An 18,762-nucleotide genomic window follows, 5' to 3' on the forward strand; every position below is an offset into this window, starting at 1 on the left:
TTAACAGCGTTAAGCGCACACTCCCGACCATGGAACTTAACGGTGTTAAGGAAACCGAGGTGCTGATCGTCGGCGCCGGCCCCTGCGGCCTCGCGCTCGCCTGCGATCTGGCCCGCCGCGGTGTGCGCGCCCTGCTCGTCGAGCAGGCGCCCGCGCTCTTCCCCGGCTCCCGCGGCAAGGGCATCCAGCCGCGCACACGAGAGGTCCTCGACGATCTCGGGGTCGGCGACGCGGTGCGTACCCACGGCGGCCCGGCACCGGTCGGGATGGTCTGGCAGGACGGGCGGCGCCAGGGTGAGCACGACATGTTCCGCCGGGCGGCGCCGACGGAGGCCGAGCCCTACGGGGAGCCGTGGATGATGCCGCAGTGGCGCACGCAGGAGATCCTGCTGGCCCGTCTGCGCGAGTTGGGCGGCGACGTCGCCTTCTCGACCGTGCTGACCGGACTCGACCAGGACGCGGAAGGTGTCACGGCGCACCTGTCCACGGGCCCGGTGCGCGCCTCCTACCTGGTCGCGGCGGACGGCGGACGGAGCACGGTCCGGCGCGCGCTCGCCGTCCCGATGACCGGTGAGACCGTGGACCCGGCGCCGATGCTGGTCGCCGATGTCCGGGTCGCCGAGGAAGCTCTCGACCGGCTCAACTGGCACGTCCTGATGGGTGACGCGGGCTTCGTCACCCTCTGCCCGCTGCCCGGCACGGCGGACTTCCAGCTGGTGGCGCAGTTCAAGGAGGGCGAGCCGGACACCTCCGTCGAGGCTGTACGCGCTCTGGTCGCCGCCCGTACCCACCTCGACGTGGACGACATCACCGAGGTGCGCTGGTCGTCCGACTTCCGCCCGCGCGCCGCGCTGGCCGACCGGTTCCGCATGGGTCGCGTCTTCCTGGCGGGCGACGCCGCCCATGTCCACTCCCCGGCGGGCGGGCAGGGGCTCAACACCAGCGTCCAGGACGCGTACAACCTGGGCTGGAAGCTCGGTCAGGTGCTGCGGCACGGCGCGCCGGTCGCGCTGCTCGACAGTTACGAGGCGGAGCGCCGGCCGGTGGCAGCCGACATGCTGGGGCTCTCCACCCGCATCCACCGCGGTGAACAGGAGCGCGGCACGGCAGCCCAGCAGCTGGGGCTCGGCTACCGCGAGGGCCCGCTGTCGGCCGGCCGTGCGGGCGCGCTGGTGGCGGGCGACCGGGCCCCGGACGGACCGGCCGGAGACGGCCGACGGCTCTTCGACGTGTTCCGGGGACCGCACTTCACGCTGCTGATCGTCGGCACGGACGCGGAACCTCCCACGTTCGACGGCTCGTCGAGCGCCGCCGTCCGCGTCCACCGCACCGACGGCTACGAGGCGTACGGGAAGGGCCTGTTCCTCATCCGTCCCGACGGCTACATCGGCTGGGCGGGCGAGGACGCCTCGGGGCTCGGCTCATATCTGGCACCGCTCGGTCTCGGCATCGAGCGCGGTTGAGTTCCGCAACGTGAGCGACGACGCGTGGCACCGGTGAACCGGCCCGCCCGCCTCACACGCTGCTGAGCGAGAGCTTCGCCGCGAAACCGAGGAACAGCACACCGGCTGCCGAAGTCGCGCCCGCCGACAGCCGCTTGCGGCGGCGGAACGCGGCGGACAGCCGGGTGCCGCCGAATATCAGCGTCGACAGGTAGAGGAAGCTGGCGATCTGCAGCAGCGTGCCCAGCAGCAGGAAGGACAGCGCCGGATAGGCGTACCCGGGGTCGACGAACTGCACGAAGAAGGAGATCAGGAACAGGATCGCCTTCGGGTTGAAGAGGCTCACCACCAGCGCCCGCCGGTAGGGCCGCTCCACCGCCCCTGCCGCCGCCTTCGCCCCGTCCGGTCCGGCCGCGTCGTCGGTCAGCTCGGCGATCTGCCGGTGCCGCTCGCGCCACATGGACACCGCGGCCCGCAGCATGCCGATCGCCAGCCAGGTCAGATAGCCCGCGCCCGCGTACTTGACGATGGCGAAGAGCACCGGCGTGGTCTGCAACAGGGAGGCGGCGCCGAGCGCGGACAGCGTCATCAGCACCGTGTCACCGGTCCACACACCGGCCGCCGCCACATACCCGGTCCGCACACCGCGGCGGGCGGCGACGGAGAGCACGTACAGCGAATTCGGCCCCGGCAGCAGAACGATCAGCACGAGGCCGACAAGGTAGGTCGGAAGATCAGTGACACCCAGCATAAGAAGGAGTGTCGCACGCGGGTACGACACTCCCCTCGGGTGGTGTTCCCGCCCGGTGACCGTCCGGACGGATCAGAACGCGTCCGTCGGCACGTACGTCCCCCACACCTCCCGCAGTGCGTTGGACACCTCGCCGACCGTCGCCCGCGCCGCCAGTGCGTCCTTCATCGGGTAGAGGACGTTGTCCGTCCCCTCGGCCGCCTTCTTCAGCCGGCCCAACGCCTCGTCGACCGCGCCCTGGTCGCGCTCGGCCCGCAGCTTCGCCAGCCGGGCCGCCTGCTGGGCCTCGATCGCCGGGTCGACGCGGAGCGGCTCGTACGGCTCCTCCTCGTCGAGCTGGAAGCGGTTGACGCCGACGACGACACGCTCCCCGCTGTCCGTCTCCTGGGCGATCCGGTAGGCGCTGCGCTCGATCTCGCTCTTCTGGAAGCCGCGCTCGATCGCGTTGACCGCCCCACCCATGTCCTCGACCTTGAGCATGAGGTCCCTGGCCTCCGCTTCGACGGCATCCGTCATGGATTCGACGACGTACGAACCGGCGAACGGGTCGACGGTGGCCGTGATGTCCGTCTCGTACGCCAGGACCTGCTGGGTACGCAGGGCCAGCCGCGCTGACTTGTCGGTCGGCAGCGCGATCGCTTCGTCGAACGAGTTGGTGTGCAGCGACTGCGTACCGCCGAGAACCGCGCCGAGCCCCTGGACGGCGACGCGCACCAGGTTGACCTCGGGCTGCTGGGCGGTCAGCTGGACGCCCGCGGTCTGGGTGTGGAAGCGGAGCATCAGCGACTTGGGGTCCTTCGCGCCGAACTCCTCCTTCATCACCCGGGCCCAGATCCGGCGGGCAGCGCGGAACTTGGCGACCTCTTCGAGGATCGTCGTACGGGCGACGAAGAAGAACGAGAGACGTGGGGCGAAGTCGTCGACGTCCATGCCGGCCGCGACAGCGGTACGGACGTACTCGATGCCGTCCGCGAGAGTGAACGCGATCTCCTGCGCGGGCGAGGCACCGGCCTCCGCCATGTGGTAGCCGGAGATCGAGATGGTGTTCCACTTCGGGATCTCGGCCTTGCAGTACTTGAAGATGTCGGCGATGAGCCGCAGCGAGGGCTTGGGCGGGAAGATGTACGTGCCGCGGGCGATGTACTCCTTCAGGACATCGTTCTGGATGGTGCCGGTCAGCCGGTCGGCCGGAACGCCTTGCTCCTCGCCGACCAGCTGGTACATGAGGAGGAGCAGCGCGGCGGGCGCGTTGATCGTCATCGAGGTGGAGACCTTGTCGAGCGGGATCCCGCCGAACAGGACCCGCATGTCCTCGACCGAGTCGATCGCCACCCCGACCTTGCCGACCTCTCCGGACGCGATCGGCGCGTCGGAGTCATGGCCCATCTGGGTGGGCAGGTCGAAGGCGACGGACAGGCCCATCGTGCCGTTGGCGATCAGCTGCTTGTAGCGGGCGTTCGATTCGGAGGCCGTGCCGAACCCGGCGTACTGACGCATCGTCCACGGCCGGCCGGTGTACATCGACGGGTAGACACCGCGGGTGAAGGGGTAGGCGCCCGGCTCGCCCAGTTTGTCGTCGGCGTTCCACCCGTCGAGTGCGTCCGGCCCGTACACCGGCTCGATGGGCAGTCCCGACTCCGACTCGCGCGTCATCTGATGTGCCTCCCGCTGGAGCTACTTACTGGTAACCAACGACCCTCGCGACGGACTGTAGCGGCGGGCGTGCGACCGATGGAGAGGCACGAGCTGGGACCTTGCTCACAAGGTGCGTCCTACGGCCTTCCCCACCGCACTCACCATCATGCGCGGGCTTTGGCAACCGAGCAGAGCGGGAATTCGTCCCCATAGATACCGAAGGAAGCAGGGGGCCGAGGATGACACACAGAACCGGGCACGGTGCAGGAACGATTGGCCGGACAGCAAGGCACCCGGGCGGTGCAGCGGTGGCTGCCGTCGCCCTCCTCGCGCTGACCGTCACCACCGCGGGTTGCAAGGCGCAGCCCGCCAACGGGTCCCCGGCGGCCACGTCGTCACCGCCGAAGACCTCCGCCCCGGCGACCGACGACGCCAAGCCCGCCGCGACCGCCTCGAAGCCGGCGGCCTCACCGACACCGTCCGCCACGCCGAAGCCCGACCCGCAGGGGAAGACGCTGATGGCGACCGGCTCCCAGGGCAAGCAGGTACGGGAACTGCAGGCCCGGCTCCGTCAGATCGGCCACTTCGACCGCACCCCCACCGCTTACTACGGCACCCTCACCGTCGCCGCCGTCCAGTCCTTCCAGGGCAAGCGCGGACTGTCCCGTACGGGCAGGACGGACACGCTCACCTGGCAGAAACTGCTCGCCATGACCCGGAAGCCGACGGCCGCCGAGCTGAACCCGCCGACCTCCCGCCCCGTCGCCAAGCCCGACAAGCGCTGCCTCACCGGCCGGGTGCTCTGCATCAGCAAGAACAGCCGGACCCTGTCCTGGATGATCGACGGCCAGGTCGTCTCGACGATGGACGTACGGTTCGGCTCGCAGTACACGCCGACCCGCGAGGGCACCTTCTCCATCTACTGGAAGTCCCGGCACCATGTGTCGACGATCTACCACACGGCCATGCCGTACGCGATGTTCTTCAGCGGCGGCCAAGCCGTGCACTACTCGGCGGACTTCGCGGCCCGGGGCTACAGCGGCGCCTCGCACGGGTGTGTGAACGTCCGGGACGAGGGGAAGATCGCCGCACTCTTCGACCAGGTCCGCACCGGCGACAAGGTCGTCATCTACTGGTGAGGGCGAAGAAGCGAAGGGGGCGCGGGCGGGACCGGGGGAACGTGTCCCGCCCGCGCCAGGTGCGCTGAGCCGAAGGTACGGGGGGAACCCCGGCTCTGTGCGCTGCCGATGACCAGTCGGCTCACTCTGTACTGCGCCGACGGCTCAGAAAATGTCACACCCGGTGGCAGCGGAGCGGCCGGCGCAGCTCAGCGAGTGGACGCGATGGTGCCCGGGACGGCCGGGAGCGCGGGGGCCGACGGCGGCGGAGTGGCGGGTTTGAACCAGAGTGACCGGACCGCGTCCGGACCGTCGTTGTCCGTACCCTCGCCGGATCCGCTGCCCTGTTGCGCGTAACCGCCGTCGCCGTCGGGCCGCTCCAGCACGCGCTTGCAGAACCGGTCCAGGTTGCCGGCGCCCCTGGCCATCACTACGAGGCGGCGCCTGCGGTCGGCGTCGAGGTCGCCGTCGCGGTAGTCACGGCAGGCCCTGACGGTCCGGCCCAGCCATTTACCGGACGTGCCGTCCCGGCCGCCGCCGGAGGTGCTGTCGCGGGCGGTCCCGTCACCGGAACGGGGGGCGGCTTCGACGTCGTCCCCGTGACCGTCGCCCTCCGCGCCGCCCCGACCGTCCTGGTCGTTCGCAGCGCCGTCGCCCTTGCGGGGTCCGTCGCCGGGGGTGGACGGGACGGCGGGGTCCGGGGAGGTGTCCGGGCCCGGGGAAACCGGCGGCGCGACGGGCGTCCTGTCGGACGTGGGCCCCGATCCCAGCTCCCCCGGGGAGGCGGGCGCCGATACGGAGGAAGCGGGCAGCGGGTCGGCGTGCCCGCCGAACGGCCCCGGAAGCACGCCCGTACCCGCGGCGACGGCCACCCCGCCGAGCGCGAAGCCCGCGAGGGAAGCGGCGAGACCGAAGCGGAGGGGCCGTCTCCAGCGCCGCGGACGCATGCCGCCACCGCCGGAGGAGGCAGCAAAGAACGACGAGGATGACCGGACGGAGGAGGCGGGGCCGATACGGATGGCTCCGAGCGTCTCGGGCGGCCCCGGATGCGCACCTCGTCCTGGCTGCCCCATCTGCTCCGGCTGCCCCGGCTCGCTGCTCTGCGTGGCATACCCCGCCGCCTGCGCCGCCTGCGTCTCGGACCGTCCCCGCGTACGGGCGGCACGCGGAACTGCGCGGAAGGCGGCCAGCGCGGCGGCCTCACCCGGCAGTTCGCCGTTGGCCGCCCGGGCTCCGCGGGCGGCAGCCAGCGCGGCCATGAGCCGTGCGGCCTCGGTACGCGCGTGGCCGTCGACGGGATCGACCGGTTCGCCGCGGAGCAGTCTCTCCGCCGCGTCCTTGTCAAGCCATTCGTACTGTTCGTCGGCCATCACATGTTCCTCTGCGTCCACGGACGCGAATGCGTCACACCGGCGGACGCCGTCAGTCCGGTGCGCGAGACGCGCTGCGCGGGTACGGCATCGAGCTCCACCGCCTGACCTGCCGCGCTCCCGTGCGGGTGGGAAGCGCCGCGCCCGTCGCCGTTCGTGCCGGTCTCGCCGCTGTCGGCATGGAGCAGTTCCGCCAGCCGTTTCAGCCCGCGGTGCGCGGCCGTACGAACCGCCCCCGGCCGCTTGCCGAGCGTCTGCGCCGCACTCTTCGCGTCCAGGCCGACCACCACACGCAGCACCACGGCCTCGGCCTGGTCCTGCGGCAGCTGGGCGATGAGAGACATGGTGCGGCCGGTGGCCAGGGCCTCCATCGCCTCGTCGGCGGTGTCGGACTCAGCCGGCTTCTCGGACAGCTCCGTCTCGTCGCCGCCCACCGCGGGGCGCCTGCCGCGCATCCGCAGATGATCGAGGGCGCGGTTACGGGCTATGCGCGCCGCCCACCCCCGGAACCGGTCGGCGTCGCCGCTGAACCGGTCGAGGTCCCGCGCTATCTGCAACCAGGACTCGGACGCCACGTCCTCGGCGTCCGGCTCCCCCACCAACGTCCGTATATAGCCCAGCAACCGCGGCTGCACTGCGCGGTACACAGTACGGAAAGCGTCTTCGTCCCCGTCCTGTGCCGCGAGCACCGCGGCGGTCAGCTCCGCGTCGTCCCCCAGCACTCCCTCAACCTGCCCTGCTGTCCTGAATCGCAGCTGGTCACCACTGCCGCGCCACCCTGCGCGACTCAGCACGCTACGTCCTTCGCAGGGGCCGCGTCCATGACTTGTACAACCCGCAACCTTTCACGGACACCGTGCGGTGTGACAGAAAACGCAGTCGCGGCGCTGAGATGAGTACGGGGTCGCCATGCGGCCCCGCGGAAGACGACCGGGGCCTCTCCTGTGGGGGGTGGCGGCCCCGGTCGTCCTCGTCAACTTCGCGAGTGCGTGCGGCACTCCGTCGCCCGAACGGGCTCGATCACGCCGGCCCGCGCCCGCGCGCCCGCCGCGACGTCGCCGCACGGAGCACCCGCTGGCCCTCGGTCGAGACCTCAAGTACCTGGCGCAGCCCCGCCCCCGCGCGGGAGGCCCCCGCGGTCTCCGCCAGCATCTCCAGGATCCGGATCTGCCGACGCACCTCCCCGGCGACCAGCGGCCCGGCCCCCGTCGGACCGTCCTCGCGGCAGCGCCGCAGCAGATCGTCCCCGGCACCGGGGGTCGCGTCCTGCCCGAGGTGGACGTCCAGGGCCAGGAGCGAGCAGGCATCCGCCCAGGCCCGCAGCCCCGGATCCGTCCGCTCCGCAGGCGCTTCACCGAGCAGCTTCCGTATCGCCGGCACTGGCCCGTCCACCCCGGACGGCACGTCGTTCAGCGCCGCGCGGGCCTCGGCCAGACGGTCCGGCCATTCGTCGCCGTTGGCGCAGCCCGCCCAGAGCGGACGCAAGGGGTCGGGGTCGGCGCCCTCCGCGGGCTGCGGCAGGCATCGGTCGAGGCAGGCGATTCCGCTCGCGACCAGTGCCCGCTCGTCCGCGGCGGCGATCAGTTCCAGCAGGCTCATCGGCTTCTCCCCCGTCGGCCTGTCCCCGTACGGGTGCACGGGGACGCGGCACTTCCCGCTGCCGCATACCGCTTACAGCGTCGAATGGCTCAAAATCGTCACTGCTGGAGTCTGAAATAGCACCCACTAAAGGGGGTTCGTCCCCCGCTGAGCCTCAACCGGTTCGTCCTCAGCTGAGCGGATACACACCCAGCGCCGCCCGCTCCCCCTGCATCCGGGTCAGTTTGCGCACGAAGAGGATCGCGAACACCGCCGCCACTATGCCGAACGCATCGGAGACCAGCATCCGTCCGGCCGCGTCCATGACCTCCTGCGCCCCCTCCGCCTTCATGTACTGCTGGGAGGCGTACCGGGAGAAGAACCCGGAGCAGACCCAGGCCCCCCACCACAGATTGACGGGGGCAACGGAGACCGTGCGCCAGCTGCCGTCGGTGTGGGTCTGGGCGCTCGCGGTCCAGATGCCGCCCGCGATCCGACGCGGCAGCACCAGGTTGGCGATCGGGACGAACCAGGCGCCGACCGCCCATCCGGGCTTCATCTGCTGCATGCTCGCGTCGAACACCTCTGCGTTCAGCCGCACCCGCCGGAACCAGAGGATGAAGACGACGCCGGTGGCCAGCATCACCAGGAGCTGGAGGACCCCTGAGGCCATGTACAGGTTGTCGGCGCGATCCGCCTCGGCGTCGTCGAGCGTCGCGAGGCCGCTGCCCAGCGCATCGCCGAGCAGGCTGCGGATGTTCAGCCCTGCGAGCACGGCGAGCAGGTCGGCCGCGGCGCAGACCACGAGCAGGATGACGACTGCCTTCGCGAGCCCGTCGGGAGAACGCAACTGCTGCTGCGGGGACGCGAAGGGTGGAGCCGCAGGCATCGGCGCCGACGCCCCGGCCGGCCCGGCGCACAGGATGCAGAGCCCCTCCGCGGTGACCGGCGGTCTGATTCGGCAGGTTGAGCACAGCATGAAGTGGACCCCCCGGGATTATGGACTTTCCGCAAGAACGCGCGGCTCTCCCCCGGAGCGCGCGGCAAGCGGAATGTAGCCCCGGCCCACCGTGATGTCCATCGACATCCGGTACGGCCCGCTCAGCCCGTCTTGTCGATCGTCCCGGCGAGCGCCTGGAACTGACCCCAGCTCAGCGCCGGCTTCCTCGGATCCCAGAGTTTCTGGGCCGTGGCCCTCAGTGGCATCCGGATCCCCGCCGCCACCTGCGCCGCGGTCTGCGCCTGCGGCAGGTCGCCCCAGACCGCGAACCGGCCGCCCAGGATCTGACTCGAGTAGCGGGCCGGGACCGGCTGGGTGCCGCGCAGGACGAGCGGCGTCCACAGCTCGTAGATCCGCTTCCCCGTCGGGTAGACGAACTGATTGGGCTGGCCGAGCACGTAATAGAGGAACTCGTCGTTGAGGTTCACCACCCGGCGGCCCTCGCTCAGGTACTCCTCCGGCGGCCGGGCGCCGTACTCCTTGCCCGTCCAGTATTCGACCTCGATGTCCTTGTCCGCCCGGACGATTCCGTCGCGGAAGAAGCCGTCGTTCCAGGCCTTGGGCTGCAGGCCGACCGGGCGCACCACCGCCGCCCGGTCGTTGAGCCATCCGGTGGCGAGGTCCTTGATGCCCGCCGCCGCGCCGTACTTCAGCTGGGCGGCGCGCTGCAGCTGCGGGTACGAGGCGGCGGGGTTCTTGACCGTCAGCGCGCGGTATTCGTCGCCACCGAGATGCCAGTACCTACCGCCGAAGAGCTCCGCGAACTCGCCGATCAGCTGGTCGATGAGTTTCGCCGAGTCGGGACGGGAGATGTCGATCGACCCGGTCGAGGGCACACCCGCCGTGTTGCGCAGCTGGAGTTCGGGGTGGGCGCGCAGGACGGCGCCGAGATGGCCCGGGGAGTCGATCTCGGGCACCACATCGATGTGCAGCCGGCCGGCGAGGGCGAGGATCTGGCGGACCTCCGCCTTGGTGAGGTGTTCGGGCGAGACGATCTCGGGGTGGGTGTCGGACTGGATCCGGAATGCCTGGTCGTCGGAGAAGTGCAGGCCCAGCTGGTTGAGCTTGAGGTCGGCCATCTCGCGCAGCCGGTCCTCGATCCAGCCCACGCTGTAGTACTTACGCGCGATGTCGAGGTTGAGCCCGCGCTGCGGCCGGTCGGGGCGGTCGCGCACCTCCCCCTCGGGCATGGTGCCGTCGGCGCGCAGCGACTGTTTGAGGGTGCGGGTTCCGTAGAAGACACCCGCCTGGTCGGGGCCGGTGATGGTCACCCGCCCGTCCTGGGTCCTCAGGGTGTACGACTCGGGGGCGCCCTTGCCGGGGGTTCCGAGGGCCAGCTCGACATCACCCGCACGGGCGGGGACGGCACCCCGGTACCGGATCTTCAGCTCCTTGGCGAGCAGCTGCGCCTCGTCCGCGAGCGCCCCGCTGCCTTCGCCGATCACGACGGAGCTGTCCGAGCCCGGCTGCCAGCCGGGGCCCCGGGCGGGGATGTGTTCGCGTACGGCGGGGATGGTGCGGGGTGCGGTGGAGAGCGGATAACTACGGGTCGGCGAAGGGGACGTGTGCGACGGCGTGCTGGCCACGGCCGTCCCCCCCTGGCTTCCGGTGTCGGATACGTCCGGCCAGACGACGACGGTGATCGTCACCGCGGCCGCCGCGGTGAGGGCGGCGCCGGCCACGAGCGCACCGCGTGAGGGCGACATCGGTCAGAAACCTCCGGTATAGGGGCAATCGGGTAAAAGCATGGAGACAGCCGGGCATTCTCCTCGAGGATTCGTCCATCGGGCGTTCCGAAACTCTCACTTCCGGGTGATATTCGTGCATCCGTCGGACGGCCGTTACCCAGCCTCGCTAGCGTTGGATCACATTCATCTCTCCCTCACCCTGTATCCCCTGGCCTCTCCCGTCCCACCACCCCAGGGTCACAGATGCCGATGATCCGAGGAGTTCACGCTGTCCAGGCCCAGCGAGTCCCACGCCGGCCTCCCCGAACCACCGCCACAACACGACGTCCGGCCCGCCGTGCCCGTCCAGAACAGCCGTCCGGCCCCGGCCCGCGTCAGCGCCCCCTCTCGCGGCCTCGACCGGTTCAACACCGCATCACCTGCCGCCGCCGAAGCAGCCCTGCTCGGCTGCTGCGGCAGCCACCGCTGGGCACAGCGGCTCGCCGCCCACCGCCCGTATCCCGATCTGGGCGCACTGCTCGCCGCAGCCGACGAGGCGGGGTACGACATGGCCCCGGCCGATCTCGCCGAGGCGCTCGCCGCCGAGGACTCCCCCGGATTGCACCACGCCGCACCTCCGTCCGCACATCTGGCGCTGAGCGCCGCGCATGCCGCGTACGAGTGCCGCTTCGGCCATGTCTTCGTGATCTGCCTGGACGCCTTCCTGCCTTCCGAGCACCCGGACCAGGTGCTGGCCGGCATCCGGGCCAGGCTGGGCCACGAGCGGGACGAGGAGCGGGTGGTCACGGCGGACGAGATGCGCAGACTGGCGCGGGGTCGCATCATCGACCTGATGACGGACAAGGACCCGGCGGACACGCCCTGATCCAAACGAAAGGCCCTAGCCCGTCCGTGCCTGTTTGATTGCCACTTTGATCACACCAGAGGCCCCCGCGCGAACGAACCGACAAACCGTCGCTACGATGGCCGGGGCCGGTGGACCGTACCCGGCCGGGTCAGACCGACAGTCAAGCCGGCCGACCCCAATCCCCGCTCCCGGAGGGTTCTTCCGTGCCGGCTGGAACGCTGTACCGCGGCCGGGAAGGCATGTGGTCCTGGGTGGCTCATCGAGTCACCGGTGTCCTCATTTTCTTCTTCCTGTTCGTACACGTCCTGGACACCGCTCTTGTCCGCGTCTCCCCCGAGGCCTACGACGACGTCGTGGCCACGTACAAGACGCCGATCGTCGCGCTCCTCGAATACGGCCTGGTGGCCGCAATTCTCTTCCACGCGCTGAACGGTCTCCGCATCGTCGCCGTGGACTTCTGGGCCAAGGGCCCGCGCTACCAGAAGCAGATGCTCTGGTCCGCCGTGGGTATCTGGGTCGTGCTGATGGTCGGGGCCCTGTACCCCGTCCTCGGCCACGCCGTACGCGAAGTCTTCGGGAGCTGAGGCCAATGTCCACCGAGTCCTCCGCCGCGATCGGCTCCGTCGAAGGCGTCAGCCTCTACGACGTCGACCACCCGGCCCCGGTCATCGAGCCCCCGCGTAAGCGGACGGGCAAGAGCCCCAAGGGTTCGCGCACCAACTTCGAGATGTACGCCTGGCTCTTCATGCGCCTGTCGGGCATCGTTCTTGTCGTCCTGGTCATCGGCCACCTGCTGATCCAGCTCGTGCTGGACGGTGGCGTCTCCAAGATCGGCTTCGCCTTCGTGGCGGGCCGCTGGGCCTCGCCGTTCTGGCAGGTCTGGGACCTGGCGATGCTGTGGCTGGCCATGCTCCACGGCGCCAACGGCCTCCGTACGGTCATCAACGACTACGCCGAACGGGACAACACCCGCTTCTGGCTGAAGATGCTCCTGTACACCGCCACGGTATTCACCGTCCTGCTGGGCACGCTGGTGATCTTCACCTTCGACCCGAACATCCGCTAGGCGCCGGGCCAGAGGGACCAGAGGAAATCATGCAGATCCACAAGTACGACACCGTCATCGTCGGCGCCGGCGGCGCCGGTATGCGCGCGGCCATCGAGTCGACGAAGCGCAGCCGTACCGCCGTGCTCACGAAGCTGTACCCGACCCGCTCCCACACGGGCGCCGCGCAGGGCGGCATGGCCGCCGCGCTCGCCAACGTGGAGGAGGACAACTGGGAGTGGCACACCTTCGACACGATCAAGGGTGGCGACTACCTGGTCGACCAGGACGCCGCCGAGATCCTGGCGAAGGAGGCCATCGACTCCGTTCTCGACCTGGAGAAGATGGGCCTGCCGTTCAACCGCACGCCCGAGGGCAAGATCGACCAGCGTCGCTTCGGCGGCCACAGCCGTAACCACGGCGAGGCCCCGGTCCGCCGGTCCTGCTACGCCTCGGACCGCACGGGCCACATGATCCTCCAGACGCTGTACCAGAACTGCGTCAAGGAGGGCGTGGAGTTCTTCAACGAGTTCTACGTCCTGGACCTGCTGCTGCAGGAGGACCCCGAGACCGGGCTGAAGAAGTCCGCGGGCGTCGTCGCGTACGAGCTGGCGACCGGCGAGATCCACGTCTTCCAGGCGAAGGCGATCATCTTCGCCTCCGGCGGCACCGGCAAGTTCTTCAAGGTGACGTCGAACGCCCACACCCTGACCGGTGACGGCCAGGCCGCCGCGTACCGCCGAGGTCTGCCGCTGGAGGACATGGAGTTCTTCCAGTTCCACCCGACGGGCATCTGGCGCATGGGCATCCTGCTGACGGAGGGCGCCCGTGGTGAGGGTGGCATTCTCCGCAACAAGGACGGCGAGCGCTTCATGGAGAAGTACGCGCCCGTCATGAAGGACCTCGCGTCCCGTGACGTCGTGTCCCGCTCCATCTACACGGAGATCCGTGAGGGCCGCGGCTGCGGTCCCGAGGGCGACCACGTCTACCTCGACCTCACGCACCTGCCGCCGGAGCAGCTGGACGCGAAGCTCCCGGACATCACCGAGTTCGCGCGTACGTACCTCGGTATCGAGCCCTACACGGACCCGATCCCGATCCAGCCGACCGCGCACTACGCCATGGGCGGCATCCCGACCAACGTCCAGGGCGAGGTGCTGGCCGACAACACCACCGTCGTCCCGGGCCTGTACGCCGCCGGCGAGGTCGCGTGTGTCTCCGTGCACGGCGCCAACCGTCTGGGCACCAACTCGCTGCTCGACATCAACGTCTTCGGACGCCGGTCGGGCATCGCCGCCGCCGAGTACTCCGCGAAGCACGACTTCGTCGAGCTTCCCGAGAACCCGGCGCAGCTGGTCGTCGACCAGGTCGAACGGCTGCGCAATTCGACGGGCTCCGAGCGGGTCGCGACGCTCCGTCTGGAACTGCAGGAGTGCATGGACGCCAATGTGATGGTGTTCCGTACCGAGCAGACCATCAAGACGGCCGTCGACAAGATCGCCGAGCTGCGCAAGCGCTACCTGAACGTGTCCATCCAGGACAAGGGCAAGCGGTTCAACACGGACCTCCTGGAGGCCATCGAGCTGGGCAACCTGCTCGACCTGGCCGAGGTCATGGCGACCTCCGCGCTGGCCCGCAAGGAGTCCCGCGGCGGTCACTACCGCGAGGACTACCCGAACCGCGACGACGTCAACTTCATGCGCCACACCATGGCGTACCGCGAGGTCGCCGACGACGGCACCGAGTCGATCCGGCTCGACTACAAGCCGGTCGTCCAGACCCGCTACCAGCCGATGGAGCGTAAGTACTGATGGCAACCCCGACTCTGGACAAGGTGGAGGCGGAGTCCGCCGCCTCCCCGTACATCACGGTCACCTTCCGGATCCGCCGCTTCAACCCCGAGGTCTCCGACGAGGCCCAGTGGCAGGACTTCCAGATCGAGATCGACCCGAAGGAGCGTGTTCTCGACGCCCTTCACAAGATCAAGTGGGAGGTCGACGGCACGCTGACGTTCCGTCGCTCCTGCGCGCACGGCATCTGCGGCTCCGACGCGATGCGGATCAACGGCAAGAACAGGCTCGCCTGCAAGACGCTGATCAAGGACATCAACCCGGAGAAGCCGATCACGGTCGAGGCCATAAAGGGCCTCACGGTCCTCAAGGACCTCGTGGTCGACATGGACCCGTTCTTCCAGGCCTACCGCGATGTCATGCCGTTCCTCATCACCAAGGGGAACGAACCGACGCGCGAGCGTCTGCAGTCCGCCGAGGACCGCGAGCGGTTCGACGACACCACCAAGTGCATCCTGTGCGCCGCGTGCACCTCGTCGTGCCCGGTCTTCTGGAACGACGGCCAGTACTTCGGCCCGGCGGCGATCGTCAACGCGCACCGCTTCATCTTCGACTCGCGTGACGAGGGCGGCGAGCAGCGCCTGGAGATCCTCAACGACCGTGACGGTGTGTGGCGTTGCCGCACGACCTTCAACTGCACGGACGCGTGCCCGCGTGGTATCGAGGTCACCAAGGCGATCCAGGAAGTGAAGCGCGCCCTGATCACGCGTCGCTTCTGACCCTTCCGGCTACGCCAGTTGCACTGGAGGCCCCGCTTTTCCGCGCCAACGCCGCGGGAAGCGGGGCCTCTTGCTGCGCTCTTCGGGCCTTGACGGTACGGTCGTGCGGAACCGGACACCGGTTCGCCGCCCCCGACGCAGCAAGGCGCGGGGCGCACAAGCTTGATCGAGAGCGGGGAACGTTGAGCGATCCGAATCCGTACGCGGACGACTCAGGCAAGTGGGGACCGCCCCAGCAGCCGGGCAATCCGCCCACCGTCCCGGACGCCCAGGGGTACGGCTACCCGGGTGCGGGCACGCCGAGCGCGGGCACGCCGACGTACGGCTACCCGCAGCAGCTGCCCGACTCCGCGGCCCAGCAGGGCCCCGGCTACGGCTACCCGAACGCGAACCAGCCGGCCATCCAGCCGCCCCTGCCCGGTTACGGTTTTCCGCCGCAGCAGGGCCCGGGTCCCGGCGGCGGTGCGCCGATGCTGTCGTTCGGTGACATCACCGTCATGAACGACTCGATCGTGACGCCGTCCGGCACGATGCCCCTCAAGGGCGCGGTGTGGACGGCCACCGACATGTCGCGCACCGAGGAGAAGATCCCGACGGTCGCGATCGTGCTCGCGATCATCTTCGCCCTGCTCTGCCTGATCGGGCTGCTCTTCCTCCTGATGAAGGAGAAGAGGACGACCGGCTTCATCCAGGTATCGGTGACCAGCGGTGGCCGGCACCACTCGACGATGATCGCGGCGACGGGTCCGGAGACCTTCCAGATGGTGATGGCGCAGATCAACACGGCGCGTTCGCTGAGCATCTGACGGCCGGTACGCGGGGGCGGATCGGGGGCGGGGCCGGGCACCGGCAACGCCCCTGCCGGCGTTGAGACGCAGAGCCGTTCAGCAGCGTGAGCCGCGGCGGCACTCAGTCCCACCGGGCATCGTCCCGGTCCTCCGCGACGACCATGATGCGCCGCAACATGTCGTTGAGCAGGGTGCGTTCGTCCCGGTCGAGGACGCCGAGCAGCCGGTACTCCTCGTGGCCGAGGAAGTCCATCGCGCCGAGCCAGGTCGAACGGCCCTCCTCGGTGAGTTCCACGTTGACCCGTCGCCGGTCCGTGGTCGACGGCGTACGACGCACGAAGCCGCGCCGTTCGAGCGCGTCCAGCCGGCCGGTGACGGAGGCGGGGGCCAGGTCGAGGTCGGCGGCGAGCTCGGAGGGGGCCGCCCTTCCGCCGCGTCCGGCGAGCTTGTGGAGCGTGTCGAACTCCTGGCGGTCCAGGTCGAAGTCGACCAGGGACTGTTCGCGCACCCGGCGCAGATGGACCGAGAGCTTCTTCATGCGGGTCACCGCACCCTCGACATCGGGATCGAGGTCAGGAAGCACGGGCTTCCACCGCTCCACATGTCCGTCGGTCCAGTCGCTTCGGTCCATGGGGAAAGGGTACGCCCGGAGCCCGACATGCTTCGGTGCCAGATATTTCGTTGACGAATAGTTCGGTACCGAAATAGATTCCTGCGCATGCCGCATCCCTTGCGCACGCGCGCCTTCCGCCTGCTCTTCATCGGACGCACCCTCTCCCTCCTCGGCGACGCCGCCATTCCCACCGCACTGTCGCTCGCCGTCTATCTGGCCACCGGCTCGACCGCCGCCCTCGCCCTGGTCCTGGCGTGCGCGATGGTGCCCCGGCTGATCCTGCTGCCGCTCGGCGGCGTCGCCGGCGACCGCTTCAACGCCCGTACGGTCGCGCTCACCACCGATCTCGTACGGTGCGCGACCCAGCTCTTCGTCGGGCTGGAGCTGCTCGGCGGCGCGCCCCAGTTGTGGCAGATCGCCGTCGCCGAGGCGATCGGCGGGGCGGCGAGCGCGTTCGCCATGCCGACCTCGTCGCCGCTGATCATCGGAACCGTGGAAGCCCCGGCACTCCTGCGCGCCAACTCCCTGATGGCCGTCGTGAACAGTGCGACCCGGGTGGCCGGCCCCGCGCTCGGGGGAACGCTGATCCTCACCGCGGGTCCGGGCTGGGCCTTCGTGCTGGACGCCGCGAGCTTCGCGGTGAGCGCCGCGCTGCTGTCCGCCATCAAGGTCCGGCACGTGCCGATCCCGCACCGATCGGTGCTCAGCGACCTCAAGGAGGGCTGGAGCGAGGTCCGCAGCCGCGACTGGTACTGGACCAGCCTGATCGCCCACGCGGCCTGGAACGGCGCGGCAGCCGTGCTGATGACCCTGGGCCCGGCCCTCGCCGTACGGGAGATGGGGGGCAAGACCGTCTGGATCGCGCTGCTCCAGACCGGTGCGATCGGCCTGCTGCTCGGCTCACTGCTGGCCGGCCGCGCCCGCCCACGTCGCCCGGTCCTGGTCGCCAACCTGGGACTCGCCACCTACGCGCTCCCACTGGGCCTTCTCGCGGCGGGCGCGCCGGCCGTGCTGACCATCGCCGCGTACGGCATCGCACAGGCGGGCCTCGGCTTCCTCGGCCCGGTCTGGAACACCTCGGTCCAGTCCGCCGTGCCCGCGCACGCACTGGCCCGCGTGACGTCGTACGACTGGCTGCTCTCCCTCGCCGCGATGCCGCTCGGCTACGCCCTGGCCCCGCTCGCCGCCTCGGCCTGGGGGGCCGAAGTCCCGCTCGCCGCCGCCGCGGTGGCAGTCGGCGCAGCCTGTCTGGCCACGGCGGCAGTACCCGGAGTACGGCGCTTCAGGGCACCGGCCGCGAAGTCCGGGACCGCACAGAAGGACCAGCCCGGAGTACCAGCTTGAACATGTTCAAATACAGGTCTACAGTCCATGACAACAGCTTTTGAACGCGTTCAAGGGAGGGTGGGGCATGGACCTCACTGTTGTCGCGTACGTCATCTACCTGCTGATCAGCGTGGCGCTCACCGTCTGGGTCGCCCGCACACTGAGTCGCAACGGCAAGGTCTTCCTCGCCGACGTCCTGCACGGAAACGAAAAGCTCGCCGACGCCGTCAACCACCTGCTGGTGGTCGGCTTCTACCTGGTCAACCTGGGCTTCGTCACCCTCTACCTGAAGAACTCCGACGCGGTCGCCGACGCCCGCGGGCTCTTCGAGGCACTCTCGGTGAAGGTCGGCGTCGTCCTGCTCGTCCTCGGGGTGATGCACCTCGGAAACGTCTACGTACTCAACAAGATCCGCCGCCGCGGCCTGATGGAGCGCGAGCAGACCCCGCCCGTGCCGCCGCAGGGCTGGACAGGCCCCACCGGCCAAGGCCCGTGGGCCGCACCCGCCACCGGCCGGTGACCGGGCAGGTCACGGCCCCGTTCGACGGGCGACGGACGCCCGTCGAACGGCTCACCGTGCTCTACGACGCGCAGTGCTCGCTCTGCGTCCATGTGCGCCACTGGCTGATGAAACAACGTCAGCTCGTCCCGCTCGATCTCGTCCCGGCGGGCTCCGAGGAGGCGCGGCGCCGTTTCCCCGGACTCGACCACGCCGGGACGCTCTCCGAGATCACCGTGATCGGCGACCGGGGGCAGATCTACCGCGAGACCTCCGCCTGGATCGTCTGTCTCTGGGCGCTCGCCGAACACCGGCCCAAGGCCCACTGGCTGGCCACTCCGGTGGGCCTGCCGTTCGCCCGGGCGTCGGTGCTGGCCGCGGCGAAGTACCGGTCGGTGACGGCCGCGCCCTGCGGTCCCGGGGACGAGGCCTGCCAGGTCCCGGACCTCGAAGGCTAGGCGCACATCCCCCGGTCCGGACGGATACCCTCGGG

At 69.9% G+C, this 18,762-nt stretch carries 19 protein-coding genes; 11 read left to right on the forward strand and 8 right to left on the reverse strand.

Annotation, left to right across the window (positions count from 1 at the left end; all coding sequences use genetic code 11):
* Positions 1-29: 29 nt before the first annotated feature.
* The gene (locus OHB49_RS17490) at positions 30-1,463 is read left to right on the forward strand and encodes an FAD-dependent monooxygenase (RefSeq protein WP_329161364.1); all 1,434 of its coding nucleotides are present in this window, start codon (positions 30-32) and stop codon (positions 1,461-1,463) included.
* A 52-nt stretch (positions 1,464-1,515) separates the two neighbouring features.
* Here OHB49_RS17490 and leuE read toward each other — a convergent pair whose 3' ends face one another.
* Both leuE and OHB49_RS17500 read right to left on the reverse strand, forming a co-directional pair.
* On the reverse strand, positions 1,516-2,193 hold the full coding sequence (gene leuE / locus OHB49_RS17495; protein WP_329161365.1) for a leucine efflux protein LeuE: 678 nt from the start codon (positions 2,191-2,193) through the stop codon (positions 1,516-1,518).
* Between the two features lie 72 nt (positions 2,194-2,265).
* Positions 2,266-3,846 (reverse strand): acyl-CoA mutase large subunit family protein, encoded by a 1,581-nt coding sequence (locus tag OHB49_RS17500; RefSeq protein WP_329161367.1) that lies wholly within the window; start codon positions 3,844-3,846, stop codon positions 2,266-2,268.
* A gap of 221 nt (positions 3,847-4,067) precedes the next feature.
* On the opposite strand from OHB49_RS17500, the gene OHB49_RS17505 reads away from it, so the two are divergent.
* Complete coding sequence (locus OHB49_RS17505) at positions 4,068-4,967, forward strand: L,D-transpeptidase family protein (RefSeq protein WP_443079533.1); 900 nt, start codon at positions 4,068-4,070, stop codon at positions 4,965-4,967.
* 188 nt (positions 4,968-5,155) lie between these two features.
* On the opposite strand, the gene OHB49_RS17510 is transcribed toward OHB49_RS17505, so the two are convergent.
* The 5 genes from OHB49_RS17510 to OHB49_RS17530 form a co-directional block, all read right to left on the reverse strand.
* Positions 5,156-6,316, reverse strand: coding sequence for a hypothetical protein (locus OHB49_RS17510; RefSeq protein ID WP_329161371.1), 1,161 nt, complete (start codon positions 6,314-6,316; stop codon positions 5,156-5,158).
* Positions 6,316-7,038: an RNA polymerase sigma factor gene (locus tag OHB49_RS17515; RefSeq protein ID WP_030969074.1), complete on the reverse strand. Its 723-nt coding sequence runs from the start codon at positions 7,036-7,038 to the stop codon at positions 6,316-6,318. Before OHB49_RS17515 ends, OHB49_RS17510 begins: the two co-directional genes overlap by 1 nt.
* A 298-nt stretch (positions 7,039-7,336) precedes the next feature.
* Positions 7,337-7,915 (reverse strand): hypothetical protein, encoded by a 579-nt coding sequence (locus OHB49_RS17520; protein WP_329161373.1) that lies wholly within the window; start codon positions 7,913-7,915, stop codon positions 7,337-7,339.
* A gap of 169 nt (positions 7,916-8,084) precedes the next feature.
* Complete coding sequence (locus OHB49_RS17525) at positions 8,085-8,783, reverse strand: DUF4328 domain-containing protein (RefSeq protein ID WP_329161375.1); 699 nt, start codon at positions 8,781-8,783, stop codon at positions 8,085-8,087.
* 212 nt (positions 8,784-8,995) lie between these two features.
* Complete coding sequence (locus OHB49_RS17530; protein WP_329161377.1) at positions 8,996-10,600, reverse strand: family 20 glycosylhydrolase; 1,605 nt, start codon at positions 10,598-10,600, stop codon at positions 8,996-8,998.
* A 319-nt stretch (positions 10,601-10,919) separates the two neighbouring features.
* On the opposite strand from OHB49_RS17530, the gene OHB49_RS17535 reads away from it, so the two are divergent.
* The 6 genes from OHB49_RS17535 to OHB49_RS17560 all read left to right on the forward strand — a co-directional run bounded on the left by OHB49_RS17535 (position 10,920) and on the right by OHB49_RS17560 (position 15,849).
* Positions 10,920-11,447: a 2-oxo-4-hydroxy-4-carboxy-5-ureidoimidazoline decarboxylase gene (locus OHB49_RS17535; protein ID WP_329161379.1), complete on the forward strand. Its 528-nt coding sequence runs from the start codon at positions 10,920-10,922 to the stop codon at positions 11,445-11,447.
* A gap of 185 nt (positions 11,448-11,632) precedes the next feature.
* Complete coding sequence (sdhC, locus tag OHB49_RS17540) at positions 11,633-12,013, forward strand: succinate dehydrogenase, cytochrome b556 subunit (RefSeq protein ID WP_078852596.1); 381 nt, start codon at positions 11,633-11,635, stop codon at positions 12,011-12,013.
* A 5-nt stretch (positions 12,014-12,018) separates the two neighbouring features.
* A complete protein-coding gene (locus tag OHB49_RS17545) occupies positions 12,019-12,495 on the forward strand; it encodes a succinate dehydrogenase hydrophobic membrane anchor subunit (protein WP_030969064.1) in 477 nt (158 codons plus the stop codon).
* A gap of 29 nt (positions 12,496-12,524) precedes the next feature.
* Positions 12,525-14,285 (forward strand): succinate dehydrogenase flavoprotein subunit, encoded by a 1,761-nt coding sequence (gene sdhA, locus OHB49_RS17550; protein WP_030969063.1) that lies wholly within the window; start codon positions 12,525-12,527, stop codon positions 14,283-14,285.
* The gene (locus tag OHB49_RS17555; protein ID WP_030969061.1) at positions 14,285-15,043 is read left to right on the forward strand and encodes a succinate dehydrogenase iron-sulfur subunit; all 759 of its coding nucleotides are present in this window, start codon (positions 14,285-14,287) and stop codon (positions 15,041-15,043) included. Before sdhA ends, OHB49_RS17555 begins: the two co-directional genes overlap by 1 nt.
* Positions 15,044-15,225: 182 nt before the next feature.
* The gene (locus tag OHB49_RS17560; RefSeq protein WP_329161383.1) at positions 15,226-15,849 is read left to right on the forward strand and encodes a hypothetical protein; all 624 of its coding nucleotides are present in this window, start codon (positions 15,226-15,228) and stop codon (positions 15,847-15,849) included.
* A 103-nt stretch (positions 15,850-15,952) separates the two neighbouring features.
* On the opposite strand, the gene OHB49_RS17565 is transcribed toward OHB49_RS17560, so the two are convergent.
* Complete coding sequence (locus OHB49_RS17565) at positions 15,953-16,462, reverse strand: MarR family winged helix-turn-helix transcriptional regulator (protein WP_329161384.1); 510 nt, start codon at positions 16,460-16,462, stop codon at positions 15,953-15,955.
* Between the two features lie 87 nt (positions 16,463-16,549).
* Here OHB49_RS17565 and OHB49_RS17570 point away from each other — a divergent pair, with 87 nt between their 5' ends.
* From OHB49_RS17570 to OHB49_RS17580, 3 genes are all read left to right on the forward strand, one after another.
* Complete coding sequence (locus tag OHB49_RS17570; RefSeq protein ID WP_329161386.1) at positions 16,550-17,788, forward strand: MFS transporter; 1,239 nt, start codon at positions 16,550-16,552, stop codon at positions 17,786-17,788.
* 67 nt (positions 17,789-17,855) lie between these two features.
* The gene (locus OHB49_RS17575) at positions 17,856-18,290 is read left to right on the forward strand and encodes a hypothetical protein (protein WP_030914508.1); all 435 of its coding nucleotides are present in this window, start codon (positions 17,856-17,858) and stop codon (positions 18,288-18,290) included.
* Positions 18,287-18,727: a thiol-disulfide oxidoreductase DCC family protein gene (locus OHB49_RS17580; protein WP_329161388.1), complete on the forward strand. Its 441-nt coding sequence runs from the start codon at positions 18,287-18,289 to the stop codon at positions 18,725-18,727. Before OHB49_RS17575 ends, OHB49_RS17580 begins: the two co-directional genes overlap by 4 nt.
* The last annotated feature ends 35 nt before the right edge of the window (positions 18,728-18,762 follow it).

This window comes from Streptomyces sp. NBC_01717 (assembly GCF_036248255.1).
Taxonomy (GTDB): Bacteria; Actinomycetota; Actinomycetes; order Streptomycetales; family Streptomycetaceae; genus Streptomyces.

Bases quoted from the DNA above. Each gene is read 5' to 3' on its own strand.
- OHB49_RS17490 (WP_329161364.1), top strand. From the start codon at position 30: ATGGAACTTAACGGTGTTAAGGAAACCGAGGTGCTGATCGTCGGCGCC.
- leuE (WP_329161365.1), bottom strand. From the start codon at position 2,193: ATGCTGGGTGTCACTGATCTTCCGACCTACCTTGTCGGCCTCGTGCTG.
- OHB49_RS17500 (WP_329161367.1), bottom strand. From the start codon at position 3,846: ATGACGCGCGAGTCGGAGTCGGGACTGCCCATCGAGCCGGTGTACGGG.
- OHB49_RS17505 (WP_443079533.1), top strand. From the start codon at position 4,068: ATGACACACAGAACCGGGCACGGTGCAGGAACGATTGGCCGGACAGCA.
- OHB49_RS17510 (WP_329161371.1), bottom strand. From the start codon at position 6,316: ATGGCCGACGAACAGTACGAATGGCTTGACAAGGACGCGGCGGAGAGA.
- OHB49_RS17520 (WP_329161373.1), bottom strand. From the start codon at position 7,915: ATGAGCCTGCTGGAACTGATCGCCGCCGCGGACGAGCGGGCACTGGTC.
- OHB49_RS17525 (WP_329161375.1), bottom strand. From the start codon at position 8,783: ATGCCTGCGGCTCCACCCTTCGCGTCCCCGCAGCAGCAGTTGCGTTCT.
- OHB49_RS17530 (WP_329161377.1), bottom strand. From the start codon at position 10,600: ATGTCGCCCTCACGCGGTGCGCTCGTGGCCGGCGCCGCCCTCACCGCG.
- OHB49_RS17545 (WP_030969064.1), top strand. From the start codon at position 12,019: ATGTCCACCGAGTCCTCCGCCGCGATCGGCTCCGTCGAAGGCGTCAGC.
- sdhA (WP_030969063.1), top strand. From the start codon at position 12,525: ATGCAGATCCACAAGTACGACACCGTCATCGTCGGCGCCGGCGGCGCC.
- OHB49_RS17555 (WP_030969061.1), top strand. From the start codon at position 14,285: ATGGCAACCCCGACTCTGGACAAGGTGGAGGCGGAGTCCGCCGCCTCC.
- OHB49_RS17565 (WP_329161384.1), bottom strand. From the start codon at position 16,462: ATGGACCGAAGCGACTGGACCGACGGACATGTGGAGCGGTGGAAGCCC.
- OHB49_RS17570 (WP_329161386.1), top strand. From the start codon at position 16,550: ATGCCGCATCCCTTGCGCACGCGCGCCTTCCGCCTGCTCTTCATCGGA.
- OHB49_RS17575 (WP_030914508.1), top strand. From the start codon at position 17,856: ATGGACCTCACTGTTGTCGCGTACGTCATCTACCTGCTGATCAGCGTG.